This window comes from Alcaligenes ammonioxydans (genome assembly GCF_019343455.1).
Taxonomy (GTDB): Bacteria; Pseudomonadota; Gammaproteobacteria; order Burkholderiales; family Burkholderiaceae_B; genus Alcaligenes; species Alcaligenes ammonioxydans.
In genome coordinates this window covers 1,238,954-1,258,111 of the sequence record NZ_CP049362.1, presented here as the reverse complement: position 1 = coordinate 1,258,111, position 19,158 = coordinate 1,238,954, and the positions used below count along the sequence as shown (strand labels likewise).

The window sequence follows — 19,158 nt, the reverse complement described above, 5'->3', positions numbered from 1 at the left end:
GGAGCCTCTCAAAAAGAAGATTCCACGTCTGAGCTCATCGTTTTTACAGAGGGTTCACCGCGTCAAGTTAGTGATGAAAACCGCCAGACTCGTCCTGCTGCCCCTGTACGGCAACGGGATGGGAGGAGAAATAATCCAGGCAACGACGGAAGTCATCCAGCAATAGGGAAGCCAGGTCACGCGTCACACCATGGCGCACCAGGATGCGTTGGATCACCAGGTCCTGGCGATTGGCCGGCATGGAGTACGCAGGTACTTGCCAACCGCGCGAACGTAAGCGATCGGCCAAGTCATACAGATTGAAACCCGGGTTCGCGCCGTCCTTGATCTTCCAGCACAAGGCTGGAATACCTTTATCAGGGTCACCGTCAAACAAGATCTCAAACGGACCCAACTTGCCAATCTCGCTCGCAAGATAACGTGCCGTGTCATAGCAAGCGTTCTGAATACGACGATAGCCCGCTTTGCCAAGACGCAAAAAGTTGTAGTACTGGGCCACGATCTGGCCGCCAGGCCTGGAAAAATTCAATGCAAAGGTCGGCATGTTGCCACCCAAATAGTTCACATTGAATATCAACTCTTCAGGAAGATGGGCGGCATCACGCCAGAGCACCCAACCTACCCCCAGGGGGGCAAGCCCAAACTTATGACCCGAGGTGTTTATCGACACCACACGAGGAAGACGAAAATCCCACTGCAATTGAGGGGCACAAAAGGGAGCCAGAAACCCGCCACTGGCACCGTCAACGTGAATCGGGATATCCAGCCCCGTGTCTTGCTGCAATTTATCCAAGGCATCATGAACCTGCTTGACCGGCTCGTACTCGCAGGTGAAGGTGACACCCAAGGTGGGCACCACACCAATGGTGTTTTCATCGACGCGTTTTAATACTTCTTCGGCACTCATAATGAGCCGACCCTCTTCCATGGGAATTTCACGCAATTCCACATCGAAATAACGCGCAAATTTATGCCAACAAATTTGCACAGGACCGCAAACCAGATTGGGCTTATCGGTCGAAAGTCCTGCCGCGCTGCGCTTCTTGCGCCATGCCCACTTAAGTGCCAGCCCCCCGAGCATGGCGGCCTCGGAGGAGCCCGTGGTCGAGCAACCCAAGGTGTTCTTCGCGTCCGGAGAGTTCCACAAGTCAGCAAGCATGTGCACGCAGCGTGACTCGATTTCGGCCGTCTGGGGATACTCATCTTTGTCAATCATGTTTTTGTCGATTGACTCGTCCATCAGCTTGTGGACTTCCTCCTCAACCCAGGTCTGGCAAAACGTCGCCAGATTCTGACGGGAGTTACCGTCGAGCATCAGCTCATCGTGGACTACCTGGTACGCGTGCCTGGGAGCGTGCTCATGTTCGGGCATTTTGTACTTGGGCATGGAGACCGACAAATCGGTGGACGCGTAAACGTCATCGAGAAGGTCATTGCGGATATCATCCTTGGCGTGTAGAGGCATGGATTCCCTTTAGTAGTCGGTTGAAACAAAAGCTATTTATAAAAAATAGATACAGCAACGGTCGCGAACACTACCGGCATGACATTCGCACGGCTGGCCAATGACCTGAGTCCCGGTCACCGGCCAGCGCATTCATCACATGCCGCACTGATCTATCAAAGCCGCATGGCGATCGATAAGTACAAGGGTCTTATTTCATCAACAGCACGATCACCATGCCCCAAAGGGTCAGTAAGGTATTGCTGATCGCATACGGCACCGTATAACCGAGCATCGGCACATTGCTTTTTGCGACATCGGCAACCATCGCCACCGAGGCAGTGCTTGTGCGCGCACCGCCGCAACACCCCAAATTAATCGCAGGATCAAAGCGAAAAATATATTTACCGATAAAAGGAGCAAGAATCATCGGGGTTGCTGTCGCGAATATGCCCCAGAAGAACAGCTCTATGCCCACCTGCTTTACGCCGTGAATAAACGTCGGGCCAGCTGTGATCCCCACGACAGCGATAAATACATTCAGCCCTACGGAGTTCATAAACCAGAGCGTGGCGCTGGGGACGCTGCCTAATTTGGGCTTAAAGCTGCGCAGCCAGCCAAACACCAAACCGGCAATAAGCGCCCCGCCCGAGGTGGACAGTGTGATGGGCACCCCTGCCACCGGCACCACAATGGCGCCCACAAGACCACCAATGACGATGCCAAAGCCAACAAACACCATGTCAGTCACACTGGTCGGGCGATCCGCAAAGCCAAAAGCGTCAATAACCGCCTCCACGTGCTTGCGGCTACCACTGATGCTGACAATATCGCCCCGGTGCAGCTTGGTTTGCGCCTGTACGGGAATATCAACGCCCATAGAGCCTCGACGAATACGCGTCACATACACACCCCGTGCCTCGGGTCGCTTGGAGAGCTCCAGTAATGTTTGATTGTTTGCCGCCTTGCTCGTGACGACCATATCAATCGACTCAATAGGAATTTGCAGCAACTCCCTATCGGCCACTTCCTCGGCGCGGTTGGACCAGTCAACCAAGGCCTCATGACGCCCTGAAACTGCAACGATATCGCCCACTTGCAATAAGGTATTGTCGTCAAACGGAATTATCTTTCCATCGCGGCGAAGATTCTCCAGGAAAAGTCGCTCACCCGCCATGGCTTCAGCTTGTTTAACCGTCTTGCCAGCAATAAAGTTCGGTGTGCTCAGCTCGTAAGCACGAACAATGTGCTGATGCCATGCCGATTGAATGCCACCCTCGGGGGCTCCGGCCGACATTTCTTTCTCATAACGAGCACACTCTTTTTGCAGGTCAATGCCAAGCAACTTGGGCCCAAGGTAAGCAATGACCCAGCCGGTGCCCAACGTGCCGAACAAGTAGGTGACCGCATAGGCTACTGGGATGGCATCCAGTTGGGCCTGTATCTCCGTTGGCGACAACTCCAGTCGATTGATCGCGTTGGTGGCCAAACCGATGGAAGCGGAGATCGTTTGTGAGCCGGCCAGTAAACCGGCTGCCAGGCCGGGGCCATAGCCCGACAGCACCGCGGCCAGATAGACGAACAATAAACACAAGCACGACACGACAACGGCAAACACTGCCTGAGGCAGACCATCGTTGGCCACCCCCCGCACAAACTGCGGCCCGACGCCAAAGCCCACCGAAAACAAAAACATAATGAAAAAGACGGATTTGATCTGCGATGAGATCTCGATGTCGAGCTGTCCAATCAGCACGCCCGCCAGCAAGGTTCCAGTGACCGAGCCCAGACTAAAACTGCCTAGTTTTCTTCCGCCTACCCAATACCCAGCTGCCAATGCCAAAAAAATGGCCAACTCAGGGTAGCTACGCAAGGTTTGCTCTACCCAGTTCCAAATCAACATATTGAGCCCCTTAAGTGCACGAATTCAGGTCAGACCGGCCATAGCCGGTGCTGACCTTCTGCCCGGTTTAAGTCGTTAAACTTTCAATAACTGCAGGCCACGACTCGCTTCATAGCCGTGCACTTCCTTCACATCGAGCTTACGCATGAACTCAATGGTTTCGGCACTGATGACTTGCCCAGGCACCAGAATAGGAAAACCGGGAGGATAAGGAATCACCATCTTGGCTGACACCATAGGAGGCCCCTCGCGCAGCCGACGATCGCACTCCGGACTATTCAAACCCACGTACTCGCAATTGCTCTCTTCCCAGCTCAGGAAGAATGCATCACGAATCCTGCCTTCAACGGCTACATCGCCATTGCTGTCTTGACGAAAACTTTCATGAAAGTGACTGAAGTTTGGCAGGTCAGGAACATCGTTCATGAGGCTATCGACACGCTCTTGAAAGTGCTGACGCCCCACGTCTCCGGTTTTGTGTAATTGATGATCCACTTCGCAGGTAATTTCCAACAAAACACGAATTAAATGCGCGACGTCACTGCGCGTATTGTTGATGTTGGACTGCAGCAAGACCGAATTGCGGGATGTCTTGTTCAGCTGGATATCAAAACGATCCGCCAATAACTGCTTCAGTTGAGTGCCATCAAAACCCGCCGTTCCACACACCAAGGTGATGCGGGTGGGGTCAAGGAAAAACTCATCGTCCCGGATACTGGTGACGGCATCGTCCCAGTTCGTGCCCGGCGCTAAAAAGTCCTTGAAATTGCTCTGGCGGTACTCGGGCGGAATCATGTCGTCTGCGCCCAGCACTCGAAAATAACGCGAAATCATCGGGTGCTTGTTCACCTGGCTGCGAATGTCCAAGGCAATTTGAATGGCATTGTTCACCAAGCCATAGCCTTCCAGCTCCATCTGGCGGCGAGCGACATCAATAGAGGCGATAAGTTGCTGATTGGGGCTTGTTGTAGCGTGCGTGAATATCGCCTCGTGCAGTTGCGGCTCAATGCGATAAAAGTCCACATCCTTGACCAGCACCATGGAACCTTGGCGAATGGCCGACATCGACTTGTGTGTGGAATTAGTTTGATATACCCGCAGGCGAACCAGTCGAGGATCCGGAACCAGATTGGCCTGCATCAGCTCATCATCGCTTGGAGTCTCGCCCAGCTCTTGCTGCTGACGCTCGTAGTGCTGCAGCGACGCCGGATCTTCCAACCAATTTTCAATGTAAGCCGCCGCCCCCATGGCCGTTCTGGGACGCAGGAACGGCGACCAGTGCGCAAATCCAAACCAGGCCTCGTCCCAAAGAAAGACAAGATCAGGCTTGATCGCCAAACATTCCATCATGACGCGCCGGGTGTTGTACACATGACCATCAAAGGTGCAGTTGGTCAGATCAACAGCACGCACCCTGTCCAGCTTGCCCTCTTTTTTCAGCTTCAGTAAGGCGCGCTTGATGTTCTTGAGCGGAACCGCACCATACATGGAGTACTCCCGCATCGGGAACGCTTCGACATAGTAGGGCAACAACCCGCCCAGAACCATGCCGTAGTGGTGCGATTTGTGGCAGTTTCGATCAACGATAATGATGTCGCCGGGCCGCGCAATCGCCATCAATACCATCTTGTTGGACGTGCTGGTTCCATTGGTAACGAAAAAACAATGCTCAGCGCCAAACGCCTTGGCAGCGCGCTCCTGGGCTTTTTTGATATTGCCCGTAGGTTCCAGAAGGCTGTCCAGGCCGCCAGTCGTGGCAGAGGACTCGGCCAAGAACAGATTCAGGCCATAGAATTCGCCCATATCGCGTATCCAGTCCGATTTGAAGACGGATTTACCGCGGGCAATGGGCAAGGCATGAAAAGTGCTGACAGGCTTGCTGGCATATCGCTTGAGATTGTCAAAAAAAGGGGTTTCGTACCGATCACGAACCCCCTCTAAAATTGACAAATGCAGCTCCATGGGCTCCTCGACCGCATAGAGTACGCGGCGCAGACACTTGGCACGCTCATCACTTGCCACCTCCTCGGGACGCAAATCGGAGAGCAAATAAATATCGAGCTCCGGACGGTAGCCCGCCAAGGTGACCGCCAGTTGCAAGGCCAAACGACTGTCGTCGAAATGAACATCAAGCTCTTTCATGGCTTGATCCAGGATAGGAACTGGCTGTTTGCTCTTAAAGCCAATGCCTTCAAAAATGGCAACCGCACAAATATTACTGTTTACCGCAATAGCACAAAATGCGTCCTGGAAATTGTCGACGACCACAGGCTCATACACAAAGTCGTCTTCTTTACGACGCTGCGCACGCAAAAGCTGAACATTGCGCTCGACGCGAGCACTATTGGCTGGTGCCACAATCAACACTTCAAAGTAAGGACGCCCACCGCCCAAACCGTCTACGTCCTGACGAATATCCCTAAAGTGGTCCCCATCAGGCGTGGCCTCCCACTCGCGCGCATCATCTTTGTAATAGCGCGCCAGGATGGCGAATGAGATTCGGGTCGCCAACTCCAGAAAAGCATCCAAACGTTCGAATTCAAGATGGCCAGACAGGGTGTCCATAAGATGACGCCCCGGATAAGCATGCAGCACTTCCAGATTTCGCAAATGAAGAAACTTTTCACGAACTTCTTGTCCGTCGACTTCCTTACGCGACCATCTTTTAGTAGCAGCAAAACAAGAGTTCACGCCATAGATCGGGGCGCAAAGGAAAAAATCTGGTCAATCGAGGATGGGCTGGTGTGACATCTAACTTCATGTGTTGGCTCCTGTGCCGTGGTTACTAGCAGGTAGATGAGATAAATGTGACCAAAGACGCTTGAATACTATTGTCAGATTCTTATTAAAAAACCCGGTTGTTAAAGGAGTGTGATCACTATATCTGAGAGCCAAAAAAATTTATAAATACAAAACAAAAAATCAATTATTTAGGTGAAAACCATTACCCAGCACCTCCGAGTATGAGCAATGAGAACCATTCGAACCTGATGCTGAAAGCTGGCTGATGCTCGTTCGTGTTCTCATCCTGAGAGCCTGACCTCAGAACACAAGACTCGGGTGGACAAGACAAACACCTTAAAGCCCTAGAACACGCCTATTTACGGGCGTTGCGCAGATATCGGCACAACACTCATCAAATGGACGAAAGTTTTTTTGGTGAAACAGGCAGACCCGGTGAGCACGTCGCCCTCCCATCAAGCACAATGGTGGCTCCGGCCTGTTTCAGGAACCTGAGGCCTGCGGTGGGATATTGAATCGAAAGTGGACTGAATCTCACAGGTCGCAGAACGCAACTCGCTAGCTCTCGCTGGGGGAATCTGCTTGGGAAATCCAAGCGTCACGCCCCCCATTTGTGCATCGCTTCAGTCGCTCAGGGAGCCGTTACGCCGACCTTACCTTTGGGGCGCGAAATGAACTACGCCAATGCCCCGCCTGTGAGGATGACCGTTCAAATGGCGCGCTCTGTCTCGCTCACCGACCAGGACGTCCCGGCGATGTTGAAATGCAACGCCCGCCACCTAAACGAGCAAGTCCACCTTATGGTGGCGGCAGATCTGCAGCCCAACGGTCTTACACACCAGTGTCTACAACAACACGCAGTTTTGCCGTTCGCCCCCTTAACGGGGGGAACGGCACCTGGCTTTAAGAAGAAAAAAGGTTCACCCGCGCCCTGAATGCTGCCCTGAGCTTGTCAAGGTCACCTTGCTGACGCGAGCAATACACTGGCCGGCTTATTCGGTAGCGCCAATGGCTTTGAGGCCTTCGGCTGCGCAGGCAGCATCAATATCACCAGAAGGCGCTCCGCCTACACCGATACCACCCACCAGCACCTGATCCACCTTGATGGGCAACCCGCCACCCTGAATAACCATACGCGAGTCCATATCCCGCAAACCATCGTTGGCCGGTTTGCTGGCGATAAACTCGGCCAGACCCGCTGTGCTGCGGCCCATAGCCGCAGAGGTAAATGCTTTACCTTGCGCGCTGCTGACCGTGTGTGGGCCCGAGTTATCGGCTTTCAACAACACTTTGGTCGCCCCGTCTCGGGCGACAACCGCCACGCTGACCTGATGACCTTGTGCTGCGCAGGTCTTCAAGGCGGCCTGCGCGGCCTGGGTGGCCAGTTCCAGTGGCAGGTATGGCGCGCTGGGCAGCGCTGGGGCGGCAGAGGCCATGATAGGAGCAAACAACAGAGCGGCGACAGAGAATGTACGAATCATGTGATTTCCTTTCCTGGTTAGAACGAACAAGCAAAGCTTACCGCTCAAAAAAGAAGAAACCTATTCGTAGACCTCACACTCCTCTACGTAGTTATACCGAGTGGTTTTTTTTCGCCCTTATCCTTTAGCGCTTCCTTCCAACCATAGACGAGTGAGCTCCGCCTGTGATGTGGTGCCCAGTTTGGCGCCAATAGAAACACGGTGGGTATCGATCGTACGCGGTGAAAGGCACAAGGCCTCTGCAATCTGCCGGGTCGTAAAGCCTTGGGCCACCAACTCCAGTATTTGGCGCTCGCGCGGAGTAAGTGAAGCCAACAACTGCAATGTTTCCGCTTGCTGTGCCTGTTCTCGCAAATGGCGATCGAGCACATCATGCCCTTTTTGTATGGCGTCGATCAGATCCCTGCTCATCAATAGGCTTGGATAAAAAATCGACGGCCCCATTTCGAAAAGCACGACGACAGGCGTCGATATCGCCATGGCCCGAGATGACAATCGTTGGCCAATCGATACCCCTGTCACGCAATTGCTCCTGCAGTTTCAAGCCCGAGATGACCGGCATACGGATGTCAAGAATCAAACATCCGGGGGCCAGTTTGGCTACCTGCGCCAGAAATCCCTGGGGGTCTGCAAACTCCGTAACGTGAATATCGACGGTAGACAAAAGCAGGCTCAAGGCGCGACGCACGGCCTCATCATCGTCAAGCAAATAAACGGGATACCTCATCCAGCAGACTCCATAGGCTCATGTTTTACCGGCAGGATAATCCGGAATGTCGTCTCGGGCGCATCCTCGAGCAAAAACACCTCACCATGAGCACGCTCTATCAGCCGCTGGCTCAATGCCAAACCAAGCCCAGTCCCATCGGGCCGACTGGTCGTAAAGGGCGTAAACAGGCTGTCCCTGAGTGCCGGCAGAACACCGGGGCCGTTATCAGCAACATCAATAATCAGCTGCGTATCTGTTTGATTAAGGCTTACGGTCACCTGGCCTGCTTCTTGCCCGGTCACGGCGTCCAGACCATTACGTACAAGATTGAAAATGACTTGTTCCATTTCCACAGGGTCCGCCTCAACCAGCACCGGATAGGAGGGCAACTCAAACATCAGCCGTGTCTTGCTCAGGGCTGCCTGAGATGCCAGTAAGGCGCGTACATTATGCAAGGCGTCGCGAATATCAAAGCAGCCTACACTCAGCGCCTGGGGACGCGACCAGTTGCGAAACCGCTCCAGAATGGCCGATGCTCGCTTCGCTTGTGCAACCGTCTCATCGAGCACCGGCAACAAGGGCGTGCTGCTTGACTGAGCAACAATCCGTCGACTGGCTTGAGTCTGCGCCAAAATAGCTGTCAGGGGCTGGGTCAGTTCATGGGCCAGGCCACTGGCCATCTCTCCCAGTGCATTGACTCGTGATGCGTGGGCCAGACGAGACTCCAGGGCGCTTAATCGCGCCTGCTCAAGCGCCAGCCGGGTGCGCACGCGCTGACGCCAGGCGGCCAAGACAACAAGATATGCCGCACTTAGCAGCAACAACACCAGTGTCGTTTCCGCCATAGGAAAAAGATCAGCGGGACCCAGTGCCATCCCCGTCGCAAGAATCAAGGGCTGGGAGGGACTGGCCAGCGCCTTGGAAAAGTACAGCTCAGCGTCTGATCCGGCCTGGCCCACAAGCAAAGGGCCCTTGGGCAGTGACAGTCGTAGAAACACGCCCGGCTCCGACCAGAAATGACTGGCATCGGCCAGCAGTTGTCTAGCGTCAATCACCAGCATCAGGCCATAGCGCGCATCAGCAGTGTTCGGGCTTCGTTTGCCCAATATATAAAAGCCGTGACGCTCAGGGTCCGCCATCAGCACCATCTGTCCCTGTGACCTCAACACCGACTCACGCAACAAGGCCGTCGTCTCGGGCGACAAAGCGCCAAGCCCGACGGGCTTCTTGCCCACTGCCAACGGGATCAGCTGTATGTCGACGATACGCGGGTAAAAATGCGCAATCGTTGCGGCAACATCCAGGAACAAGGAGTGCCCCGGATCATCCGTGGCGTTGGCAACAGCGGATAAAGCAGTTAAATGGGCATCATGCTGATCTGCCCGTTGTGAAGCCAGCCTGTAGAGAACATTGCTTTCGGTCTCCAGAGTACTGAGCAAGGATTGATAGCGCCAGCTCGCCAGGGCACCCGCCGCGAGCACCACTAACAAGCCCCAGACAAGCAGAGCGCGAATCGCAAATCGGGAGTTTAAAGGGCGCAGCAATGCCATAAACGAAGTTCAGTTGTTCTGGAGAGCAGTCTGTAGAGCATCAGAAAAGCAAAGTGAGACACGGCCCCTTTGGAAGCGAGCCTACAAAATACCTTAAAACGGCACGGTCAGGCGGCTACATTGCATTTTGCATGAAAATGCATGGCTGCTAGTACCGGGGCAATCTCATACCGCACTATATTGGTGGAGAAAAATCCGAACTCGGGTGGCGAAGAACAGAAAGAATCCAGCCGGTTTGCAGCTGGGGCCAATCTGGGCTCGAAACCGTATGGACTTGAACAATCCCGTTTGAACTTTTCCTATTTATCCGCAGCATTGCAGGAGACATGATGAACACCTGTCAACTACTGATCAATGGCCAGCTTCGTGACGCCAGCGGTCACCAGACTTTTACACGTCAGAACCCCGTTACTGGGCAGACCGCAACGGTGGCCGCAGCCGCTCAGCCTGAAGATGTGCAGGCTGCCCTGCAAGCGGCCGAACAGGCCTTTGTGCATTGGTCAGCCCTGGGTCCGACCGAGCGCCGCTTGCGCCTGCTCAAAGCAGCGGAGCTGCTGAACGAACGTGCCGCCGAACTCATCGCCACCGTACGCCAGGAAACAGGCTCTACAGACTCTTGGTACGGTTTCAACGTGCAGTTGTCGGCCAACATCTTGCGTGAGGCTGCGGCCATGACCACGCAGATTGACGGGGCCGTCATCCCCTCGGATCTGCCCGGTAGCCTGTCGATGGGCTATCGCGTCCCCTGCGGCGTGGTGGTGAGTATCGCCCCGTGGAATGCACCCGTGATCCTGGCCACCCGGGCCATAGCCATGCCCCTGGCTTGCGGAAACACCGTCATTCTCAAAGCCTCCGAACGATGCCCGGCCACGCATGTCTTGCTGGGACAAGTGCTCAATGACGCCGGTGTGGGAGCGGGCGTGATCAACGTCATTACTCACGCTCCCGACGATGCGGCGGCGGTGGTCGAGCAGCTCATCGCCCACCCGGCCGTCAAACGCATCAACTTCACCGGCTCCACCAAAGTTGGCAGGATCATCGCCGCCACCGCCGCCCATTACCTCAAACCCGTCCTGCTGGAGCTGGGAGGCAAAGCACCGGTCATTGTGTGCGAAGACGCCGATCTGGAGCAGGCCGTCGCCGGCGTCGCCTTTGGCGCTTACTTCAACCAAGGGCAGATTTGCATGTCCACCGAACGCCTTATTGTGCATGAAGCGATTGCTTCTTCTTTTCTGGACAAACTGGTGGCCAAAATCAAGACCATCGCCGTGGGTTCGCCCGACCAGACAGACACACGCTTTGCCTATCTGGAAAGTGCCGAGTCAGCACAGCGCATCAAGTCCTTGGTAGAGGACGCGCTTGCCAAGGGGGCCACCCTGCCCTTGCCCCTGAAAATCGAGGGTGCTCTGATGCATCCGCTGATCGTCAATGACGTTACCCCCGAGATGCAGCTCTATGCCACGGAGTCCTTTGGCCCGGTCGTCACCATGACCCGCTACCGCGAGGACAGCGAGGCCATCCGATTGGCCAACGACAATGAATACGGCTTGGCTGCTGCCGTATTTACGCAGGACGTGAACCGGGGTCTGACCATCGCCAGACAGATCCAAAGCGGCATCTGTCATATCAATGGCCCCACCGTCCATGATGAGGCCCAGGCTCCCTTTGGGGGCATGAAAGCCAGCGGCTATGGCCGTTTTGGCAGTAAATCCGCCATCAATGAGTTCACCGAACTGCGCTGGATTACCGTCCAGACCACACCTCGCCAATACCCGCTGTAAGTCTGGCCCCGCAGGCTCGCGCCTCCCCCTGAGCGCGCTACGACGCTTGGCTGGCCCTTGGCTTTGAACCGATACCAGCGCAGGACCGAGGGCTACTACGGCCCCCGGTCCTGCGGTTACGCACACAGATACTGATCCACCAGTTCTATCCAATGCTTGACCGGCGTGCGCCCTGCTCCATTCAAATGATTCCCACAGGCCATATTGGCCGTAACGATCAGATCTGGTTTGCTGCTCTCCAAGGCATCCATTTTGCGCTCACGCAGGCGTCCCGCAATCTCGGGCTGCGTCAGGGAATACGTGCCTGCCGAACCACAACATAAGTGGCTATCGGGCACTGCCCCCAGATCAAAGCCCAAGCGGGTCAACACCGCTTCGACTCGCCCGCCCAGTTTCTGCGCATGCTGCAAGGTACACGGACAATGAAAGGCCAGACGCGGACGGGTTTGCGTATTCAAGCACTGCTCCAGGGGCAACTCGTCGAGCACTTCAACCAGATCCTTGGCCAGCTCACTGACGCGGCGGGCCCGTTCCGCATAGACCGGATCATGCTTGAAGAGGTCTACGTACTCTTTCACAAAAGCACCGCAGCCGCTGGAGGTCTGCACGATTGCCAAAGCCCCCTGCTGGATCTGGGGCCACCAGGCGTCGATATTGCGACGTGCCTGCTGCAAACCCTGCTCTTGCGCACCCAGATGAAAGGAGGAAGCACCGCAACAGCCTGCCTGAGCAATCGGTGTCACACTGATGCCCAAGCGATCCAGCACCCGGGCGGTCGCCGCATTAATGGAAGGAGCCATGGCTGGCTGCACACAGCCCTCCAGCATCAGAACACGTTGGCTATGCCGGGGTGCGGGGCGCGTCAGATCCGCCGTTTGCTTGGGTGGAATTTTTTCCTGCAAGGATGAGGGCAGCAAGGGGCGCATGGCTCGCGCCACCCCGAGCAGGGCCCCCACCCGGCCCGGCTCGGGCAGAATTTGCGTCAGGGCCACACGCATGGCACGTGCTTTTAAAGAACGCTTTACTTTGGGTTCCAATGCCGCTCGCCCTATGTCCAGCAGGTTGTGATACTTCACACCCGACGGACAGGTGGTTTCACAGTTGCGACAACTCAGACAACGATCCAGATGGTGCTGGGTCAGTTCCGAGGTGGCATTGCCTTCCAGGAACATTTTGATCAGATAAATGCGGCCTCGCGGACCATCGAGCTCGTTGCCTTGATCCAAGTAGGTCGGACAAGTGGCATTGCAAAACCCGCAATGCACGCAGGAGCGCAAAATGGCTTCAGCCTGCTCGGCTTGCGGCAGTTGCTGAGCCCATGGTGTCAGTTGTGTTTGCATGTGGACTCCGCAGAGCGAAATAAACGGCCTGGATTGAATATATGAGCGGGATCTAGTTGCTGTTTTAAGCGCTGATGCCACTGCAACAACGCAGCGGGCAGCTCATCATTCCCGGCATCAGGCCCGCTCCAGCATCGCGCGTACCCCTGCAGGGCCCGCGCCTGTTCGTGAATCAGCTCGGCTGGAGCCTCAGACTTGAGCCAGAGCTGAGTTCCACCCCAATCGAGCAGTACCTCACCCGGCCAGCTTTGCACGGGCGCATCCACCGGTACGGCAATACGCCACAAATTCCCTGCCTGCTTAAAGAAATCCAGGCGCTGTTCACATAAATCATCCCAGTACGTCAGGTCGAGTTCCTCGCCCCCTATTTGCTCCTGGGCCAACTGTACGGAACTGTCTCCGCCTTCCAGGCGCAGATGCAGACGGCCATCCTGCCAGGCCGCTCCCGTGACAGGACGGCTTTGATCGCGCCATTGACGCAGCAAACCCGCCACATCCTGCTGTGCCACCTCCAAGACCCGTGCCGCTCGGCGTCGTGGACGTGGCAACACCTTGAAGGAAACTTCCGTAATCACTCCCAGACAACCCTGAGCGCCCACCATCAAACGTGACACGTCGTAGCCAGCCACGTTCTTCATCACCTGACCGCCAAAGCGCATGTGAGTGCCCATTCCACTAATCAGACGACAGCCCAGCACATAATCACGCAAGGCTCCCACCCAGGGACGGCGCGGTCCTGACAAGCCGCAAGCCGTTGCTCCTCCCACTGTCGCACGACCGTCAAACACGGGGGGCTCAAAGGGCAGACACTGCCCCTGTTCATTCAGGACGGCCTCCAGAGTCTTCAAGGACGTTCCCGCACGCACCGTCACGACCAGCTCGGCCGGGTCGTAATCGACCACGCCCTCATGGCCAGCCAGGCTCAAGGCTTGACCCTGTACTGCTTTGCCCAAAAAGGCTTTGGAATCTCCGCCCACGATACGCAAGGCCGTGCGATCTGCCAGCGCCTGCTTGACCTGATCGAGCAGCTCGGCACTGCGATCCTGATTGTTCTGTTCTACGGTATTCATCAGAAACGCTCCAGCTCAGGAAAGGGCACTTGTCCGTGGTGAATATGCATGCCGCCCATTTCCGCGCAGCGATGCAAGGTGGGGATGTTCTTACCGGGATTGAGCATGGTCTTGGGATCAAATGCCGCTTTAATGGCATGAAAGAATTGCAGCTCATCCTCATTGAACTGCACGCACATCTGATTGATTTTTTCTCGACCCACGCCATGCTCGCCGGTAATGGTGCCGCCCACTTCCACGCATAGTTCAAGAATCTTGCCGCCCAAAGCTTCAGCCCGCTCCAGCTCGCCTGGCTGGTTGGCATCAAACAGGATCAGCGGGTGCATATTGCCATCGCCCGCATGAAAAACGTTGGCGACGCGCAAGCCATATTCCTCGGACAACTCGGCCGTTTTTTTCAGCACATACGCTAGCTGGCGACGCGGAATCGTGCCGTCCATGCAGTAATAGTCCGGTGAGATGCGCCCCACGGCGGGAAAGGCATTCTTGCGTCCGGCCCAGAAACGCTGTCGTTCCTGCTCATCGCGTGCTACCCGCACTTCTTGCGCACCGGCTTTGAACAACACCTGTTCAACCCGGGTCACATCGTCCTGCACATCCTCGACTGCACCATCGATTTCACACAGCAAAATCGCCTGGGCATCGACAGGGTAGCCAGCGTGGATAAAGTCTTCGGCAGCGCGAATGGACATTTGATCCATCATTTCCAGTCCTGCTGGCACAATGCCTTGAGCGATGATCTGTGCCACCGCGTCAGCGGCTTTTTCCACATCGTCGAAACTGGCCAGCAGCACCACCGTACACGGTGGGCGCGCCAGCAGCTTGACCGTGATTTCCGTCACAATACCCAGCATGCCTTCAGAGCCGGTGAACAGGGCCATCAAGTCAAAGCCGGGGCTATCCAAGGCTTCCGAGCCCAGAATCAGTCGTTCGCCCGTAACGGTAATGACTTCCAGCCGCAAGATATTGTGTACAGTCAGGCCGTATTTCAGGCAGTGAACGCCGCCGGCATTCTCCGCCACATTGCCGCCAATTGAACAGGCAATCTGCGAAGAGGGGTCCGGCGCATAATACAGTCCAAAAGGCTGCGCGGCCTGAGAAATCGCGATATTGCGCACGCCGGGCTGTACACGGGCAATTCCGGCCACCGGGTCCAGGTCCAGAATCTGGTTCAGCCGGGCCATCACCAGCAAAATACCCTGCTCCAGCGGCATGGCACCACCGGACAAGCCCGTACCCGCACCGCGAGCCACTACGGGCACGCCAAGCTCATGGGCCAGACGCATCACCGCCTGCACCTGCTCCACATTACGGGGCAGCACCACCAGCAAGGGTTTACTGCGATAGACGCTCAAGCCGTCACATTCGTAAGGGTGCAGTTGCTCGTCGGTATGCAGTACCTCCAGGCCGGGAATATCATCACGTAAACGGCTAAGCAGCTGCATCTTGTCCACGCGGGGCAACACGCCGTCCAGTTTTTCGTCGTAGCGCAAACTCATGACGCCTCCTGTCTTTAAAGTCTCCTAAAGCCGATGGTCTTTGATGACGACGAGCTTGTCCAGCCACTTGCCTACTGGTCCGACCAGTTTTTACCCTAAGCAGCTCCCAGGGTTTATCTTTACACTTAAAAATCAGACAGATAGATAATCAGCTTGCTATCATTGACTCAGGTACACAACTGGTCTGACCACGTATGAAAATGCAGGAATCCCGACGTCTGGAGGCAACCGCGGAACTGGTTGCCCAACGTATTGAAACCTTGATCATGGACGGCGTCCTCAAACCGGGGCAAGCACTGCCTTCCGAGCGACAACTGACGCAGAGACTCACGGTATCTCGCTCTGCCCTGCGTGAAGGGCTGCAAGTACTACGAGCACGGGGGCTGATTGAAACGCAGCATGGCAAAGGCTCTTTCGTCGCCAATCTGATCGACTCCAGCGTCAGCACGCCGTTGGAACACCTGCTGCAAGCACAGGGACGCACGCTGTACGATCTACTGGAAGTACGCGAACTACTGGAGAGCGAAGCAGCGCAACTGGCTGCTGCCCGAGGTACGGAAGCCGATCACATCATGATTCGGAGGCGCTTTCAGGAACTGGAAGATCTGCAAATGCAGGATGCTGCGCCGGAACAAATTGCTCGGGCTGACCATGCTTTTCATTCAGCGATCTGTGAGGCGTCACACAACCCGGTGCTGGTACACATGATCAGCCTGTTCAATGAACTGATGCTGTCCACGGTACGCGTATCCGTGCAGCACCTCTATCCTGATCATGACTCCAAACGCAGGCTGGACAGACAGCATGCCCGGTTATGCAATGCCGTCACGCAAGGTCAAGCGGACTTGGCCCGGCGAGCGGCTAAAGAACATATAGATGGGATACGGCGGCAACTACAGGAGATGGAAGCCAAACAGGTGCGCCTGGAGCATGCCCGGCAACGTCTGAATGGCCTCTAGGTTTATTTCGCCAATAGATTGGCCAGCATATAGCCCGATCCAGCCCCAGTCCCCGCACCGGGCCAGGTCGAAGCTCCGCACAAATACAGATCCTTGATCGGCGTTTTGTATTTGGAGTAACCGGCGACCGGGCGGAAGAAGAAGTTCTGATCCAGGTGATGGCTACCCGAGAGATTATCACCCCCAATCAGATTCGCATTGAACTGCTCCAGATCCTGGGGGGACATGACATGGCGGGCCAGAATCTGGCTACGCAAACCAGGCGCATAGCTTTCAAGCAGATCCAGAACCCGTTCGGCGTATGCGTCTTTCAGCTGTGCCCAGTCACCTGCAGCCATCTTGCCGGCAGCGTCGCCCTTGACCTGAGCAGGCAGCACTCGCACTTGAATCCACAAGGTGTGTTTACCCTCTGGAGCACGAGAAGGATCAAGAGCCGTACCTTGTCCAACCACCAACACAGGCTCGGCAGGCAACAAACCGGCGGCTGCTTCGGCATAGACACGACTCATCATGGCCAGATCGGGTGCCAGATGCACGTAGGAGAAACGCTGCAACTCGGCACCAGCTTTCCAGTCGGGCAGGCCATCCAGTGCCAAATGGATCATCATGGTCCCCAGCCCCGGCCGGAACGCATCCACTTTCTTCTGATATTCCTTGGGAACAGCAGCAGATTGCACCAGGCGACCAAAGACCAGCTGAGGATTCAGATTCGCGATCACTGCCTTGTCTGCTTTCAGATGACGCCCATCGGCCAGAACAACGGCCCTAGCACGACCATTCTCTTGCTCAATTGTTTGCACAGGGGCATTCAACAGCAACTCCCCACCCAGCTCCTGCAACAAGCTCGTCATGGCGCGGATTATCGTATCAGCACCGCCCTGCCCGATTACCATACCGAAGGCTTGATTAGCCATGGATTCCAGATAAGGGAACAAGGCACCGCCGGCGGTGTCTGGGGTGAAATCCACATGCAGCCCCCAAGCTGCCATCATGGCTTTTAATGAGTCGCTCTCGAAATGGCGGTCCAAAAAGTCACGGGGTGTCGCCAGCAGCAATTGCATCAGCTCCGCAACGCCATCCTTACCCAGCTCACGCCAGCTTTTCCACGCGCTTTTGAACAACGCCAAGGAAGGCATAGGACTACCCAAGACCGCAAACAGATGAGGAGCTTTGCGCTGAAAGTCCTCCAGCATGCTCTGCCAGGCCTGCGCGTCTTTTTCAGAGACGGCTCGAATCCGCTGTAAAGTCGTTTCCAGATCCGTGCTGACGCCCAAATAGCGTTGATCCCGGAACACACTGGCAAAGCAGTGTTCTGCGGGGACGAACGCCAAGCCATGGCGGACCAACGCATCCTTATGACGTTGAAAAAATGCAGAACCAGCAAAGGAGGACAGGTTCATGGCGCACACATCATGCTTGAAGCCTGGCAAAGTCAGTTCCTGGGTGCTAACCGCACCACCTGCCGAGCTTTTGGCCTCCACGACCAGAACCTTCCAGCCTTTGCTGGCCAACTCCACGGCAGCCGCCAATCCATTATGCCCCGCGCCAATTATGATCGCGTCTACTGCTGTCTCTCCACCCACGGGCAACTCCTTTAGCTCTAAAGTATTTATCCGTATTCTACGGTGCAACGGGGAAACTGAGTAGGAATTTCAGAGCGCATCAAGGGTGGATCGGCAGAACGAACTTAGACAGTGGTCTGGGCACCTTCTACAGACAGACGGGCGCCAGAGCCTGCAGCTGGGAGGCGCTGCCTTGGTCTGAGCTGACGCTGGTAAGCAGCTCAGCAACTAAGACTGAGGCTGAGACTAAGCCTCGCGGAGCGCCGGAGCAGTAGCTCGTGGTCAATAGCCAGACAGACAGACAGACAGACAGACAGATAGATAGATAGATAGATAGAACGACTACGGAATTGTGAATAAGCTGCTAGCAGTCAACAACTCGATGAAGCCAACGGCTCAAGGCGTGTTTGGATCACAGAACGCCAAACATCGTCACTACCCGAGGTGGGCAGCAGCAGCAGCAGCAGAAGAAGAAGAAGAAGAAGAAGAAGAAGAAGAAGAAGAAGAAGAAGAAGAAGGCAACAGCCGCACAAAAGGGGAACACCAGTTACTCGCAACGCACGCTAAGAGGAAAAAGCACTAAGCGTAGCGCGATCACCCAGCGGATAGACAGCGGCTTGATGCGAGAGGCTGAGGTTCAGCAAGCCGCTAAGGCTGAGCACGCCCCTCGTAGGGCTGCCATCGTGCAGGTAGCACCCGCAGAGGACTCAACATCAACCCTCAAGGACAGGAAGCATACGCAATGACCGACCCCCTCGGCTTAGGCCAAGAGACGTAGTCTGCAACAAGAAGGGATAGGCAGTGCCCAGAACGGGTTTGGGGAGGGGTACGCCTGAAGTCGTAGCCCAGGGGCCAGACGATCAGCATCGTTCCGGTGTATCCGTCGCCGATGCGTTGGCGACCCATAAAACAAAACCCCCGCAAGGGATACTTGCGGGGGTTTTGAGCAATAAGAGCTTGACGATGACCTACTTTCACAGACGTCCGTCCACTATCATCGGCGCAAAGGCGTTTCACAGTCCTGTTCGGGATGGGAAGGTGTGGGACCACCTTGCTATGGTCGTCAAGCGTAACTGGTTGCCAGGCCGTCTTTAGGGGACGTCCCAGCCAATTGGAAG

The 19,158-nt window shown here is 55.6% G+C and carries 14 protein-coding genes and 1 rRNA gene; 3 read left to right on the top strand and 12 right to left on the bottom strand.

What is annotated here, in order from left to right:
• Window positions 1–67: 67 nt before the first annotated feature.
• The 7 genes from FE795_RS05665 to FE795_RS05640 all read right to left on the bottom strand — a co-directional run bounded on the left by FE795_RS05665 (window position 68) and on the right by FE795_RS05640 (window position 9,829).
• A complete protein-coding gene (locus tag FE795_RS05665; protein ID WP_003804739.1) occupies window positions 68–1,465 on the bottom strand; it encodes a glutamate decarboxylase in 1,398 nt (465 codons plus the stop codon).
• Between the two features lie 190 nt (window positions 1,466–1,655).
• Window positions 1,656–3,347, bottom strand: coding sequence for an aspartate-alanine antiporter (gene aspT / locus FE795_RS05660; protein ID WP_131071428.1), 1,692 nt, complete (start codon window positions 3,345–3,347; stop codon window positions 1,656–1,658).
• A 75-nt stretch (window positions 3,348–3,422) separates the two neighbouring features.
• Entirely contained in the window at window positions 3,423–5,912 is a 2,490-nt protein-coding gene (locus FE795_RS05655) for an aminotransferase class I/II-fold pyridoxal phosphate-dependent enzyme (protein ID WP_230406273.1), read from the bottom strand.
• 1,169 nt (window positions 5,913–7,081) lie between these two features.
• Complete coding sequence (locus FE795_RS05650; protein WP_003804742.1) at window positions 7,082–7,570, bottom strand: GlcG/HbpS family heme-binding protein; 489 nt, start codon at window positions 7,568–7,570, stop codon at window positions 7,082–7,084.
• A 117-nt stretch (window positions 7,571–7,687) separates the two neighbouring features.
• Entirely contained in the window at window positions 7,688–7,981 is a 294-nt protein-coding gene (locus tag FE795_RS17240; protein ID WP_230406272.1) for a response regulator transcription factor, read from the bottom strand.
• Window positions 7,941–8,297 carry a response regulator transcription factor gene (locus tag FE795_RS17235; RefSeq protein WP_230406271.1) on the bottom strand — a complete coding sequence of 119 codons (357 nt, stop codon included), beginning with the start codon at window positions 8,295–8,297 and terminating at the stop codon, window positions 7,941–7,943. The genes FE795_RS17240 and FE795_RS17235 overlap by 41 nt, the downstream gene beginning before the upstream one ends.
• On the bottom strand, window positions 8,294–9,829 hold the full coding sequence (locus FE795_RS05640) for a sensor histidine kinase (protein WP_003804745.1): 1,536 nt from the start codon (window positions 9,827–9,829) through the stop codon (window positions 8,294–8,296). The genes FE795_RS17235 and FE795_RS05640 overlap by 4 nt, the downstream gene beginning before the upstream one ends.
• A gap of 329 nt (window positions 9,830–10,158) precedes the next feature.
• On the opposite strand from FE795_RS05640, the gene FE795_RS05635 reads away from it, so the two are divergent.
• The gene (locus FE795_RS05635; RefSeq protein ID WP_219236101.1) at window positions 10,159–11,610 is read left to right on the top strand and encodes an aldehyde dehydrogenase; all 1,452 of its coding nucleotides are present in this window, start codon (window positions 10,159–10,161) and stop codon (window positions 11,608–11,610) included.
• Window positions 11,611–11,726: 116 nt separating this feature from the next.
• Here FE795_RS05635 and glcF read toward each other — a convergent pair whose 3' ends face one another.
• From glcF to glcD, 3 genes are read right to left on the bottom strand one after another with little or no spacing between them, the layout of a single operon-like run.
• Window positions 11,727–12,950, bottom strand: a complete 1,224-nt coding sequence (gene glcF / locus FE795_RS05630) for a glycolate oxidase subunit GlcF (protein WP_003804749.1) — start codon at window positions 12,948–12,950, stop codon at window positions 11,727–11,729.
• Window positions 12,935–14,020, bottom strand: a complete 1,086-nt coding sequence (gene glcE / locus FE795_RS05625; RefSeq protein WP_003804751.1) for a glycolate oxidase subunit GlcE — start codon at window positions 14,018–14,020, stop codon at window positions 12,935–12,937. Before glcE ends, glcF begins: the two co-directional genes overlap by 16 nt.
• Window positions 14,020–15,519: a glycolate oxidase subunit GlcD gene (gene glcD, locus FE795_RS05620; protein ID WP_131071424.1), complete on the bottom strand. Its 1,500-nt coding sequence runs from the start codon at window positions 15,517–15,519 to the stop codon at window positions 14,020–14,022. The genes glcE and glcD overlap by 1 nt, the downstream gene beginning before the upstream one ends.
• 194 nt (window positions 15,520–15,713) lie before the next feature.
• Between glcD and glcC the strand changes: the two genes are divergently transcribed.
• Window positions 15,714–16,478, top strand: coding sequence for a transcriptional regulator GlcC (gene glcC / locus FE795_RS05615; RefSeq protein WP_059317925.1), 765 nt, complete (start codon window positions 15,714–15,716; stop codon window positions 16,476–16,478).
• Between the two features lie 2 nt (window positions 16,479–16,480).
• Here the strand turns inward: glcC and FE795_RS05610 are convergent, their stop codons facing one another.
• Complete coding sequence (locus tag FE795_RS05610; protein WP_131071423.1) at window positions 16,481–18,061, bottom strand: phytoene desaturase family protein; 1,581 nt, start codon at window positions 18,059–18,061, stop codon at window positions 16,481–16,483.
• 331 nt (window positions 18,062–18,392) lie between these two features.
• Here FE795_RS05610 and FE795_RS05605 point away from each other — a divergent pair, with 331 nt between their 5' ends.
• Window positions 18,393–18,623, top strand: a complete 231-nt coding sequence (locus tag FE795_RS05605; protein ID WP_219235850.1) for a hypothetical protein — start codon at window positions 18,393–18,395, stop codon at window positions 18,621–18,623.
• A gap of 372 nt (window positions 18,624–18,995) precedes the next feature.
• Here the strand turns inward: FE795_RS05605 and rrf are convergent.
• Window positions 18,996–19,108, bottom strand: a 5S ribosomal RNA gene (gene rrf / locus FE795_RS05600).
• Window positions 19,109–19,158 lie beyond the last annotated feature (50 nt).

Coding starts and splice junctions, on each gene's coding strand:
- FE795_RS17240 (WP_230406272.1), bottom strand. CDS start 7,981: ATGAGCAGGGATCTGATCGACGCCATACAAAAAGGGCATGATGTGCTC.
- glcC (WP_059317925.1), top strand. CDS start 15,714: ATGAAAATGCAGGAATCCCGACGTCTGGAGGCAACCGCGGAACTGGTT.
- glcF (WP_003804749.1), bottom strand. CDS start 12,950: ATGCAAACACAACTGACACCATGGGCTCAGCAACTGCCGCAAGCCGAG.
- aspT (WP_131071428.1), bottom strand. CDS start 3,347: ATGTTGATTTGGAACTGGGTAGAGCAAACCTTGCGTAGCTACCCTGAG.
- FE795_RS05640 (WP_003804745.1), bottom strand. CDS start 9,829: ATGGCATTGCTGCGCCCTTTAAACTCCCGATTTGCGATTCGCGCTCTG.
- FE795_RS17235 (WP_230406271.1), bottom strand. CDS start 8,297: ATGAGGTATCCCGTTTATTTGCTTGACGATGATGAGGCCGTGCGTCGC.
- FE795_RS05665 (WP_003804739.1), bottom strand. CDS start 1,465: ATGCCTCTACACGCCAAGGATGATATCCGCAATGACCTTCTCGATGAC.
- FE795_RS05650 (WP_003804742.1), bottom strand. CDS start 7,570: ATGATTCGTACATTCTCTGTCGCCGCTCTGTTGTTTGCTCCTATCATG.
- FE795_RS05635 (WP_219236101.1), top strand. CDS start 10,159: ATGAACACCTGTCAACTACTGATCAATGGCCAGCTTCGTGACGCCAGC.
- FE795_RS05655 (WP_230406273.1), bottom strand. CDS start 5,912: ATGGACACCCTGTCTGGCCATCTTGAATTCGAACGTTTGGATGCTTTT.
- glcD (WP_131071424.1), bottom strand. CDS start 15,519: ATGAGTTTGCGCTACGACGAAAAACTGGACGGCGTGTTGCCCCGCGTG.
- glcE (WP_003804751.1), bottom strand. CDS start 14,020: ATGAATACCGTAGAACAGAACAATCAGGATCGCAGTGCCGAGCTGCTC.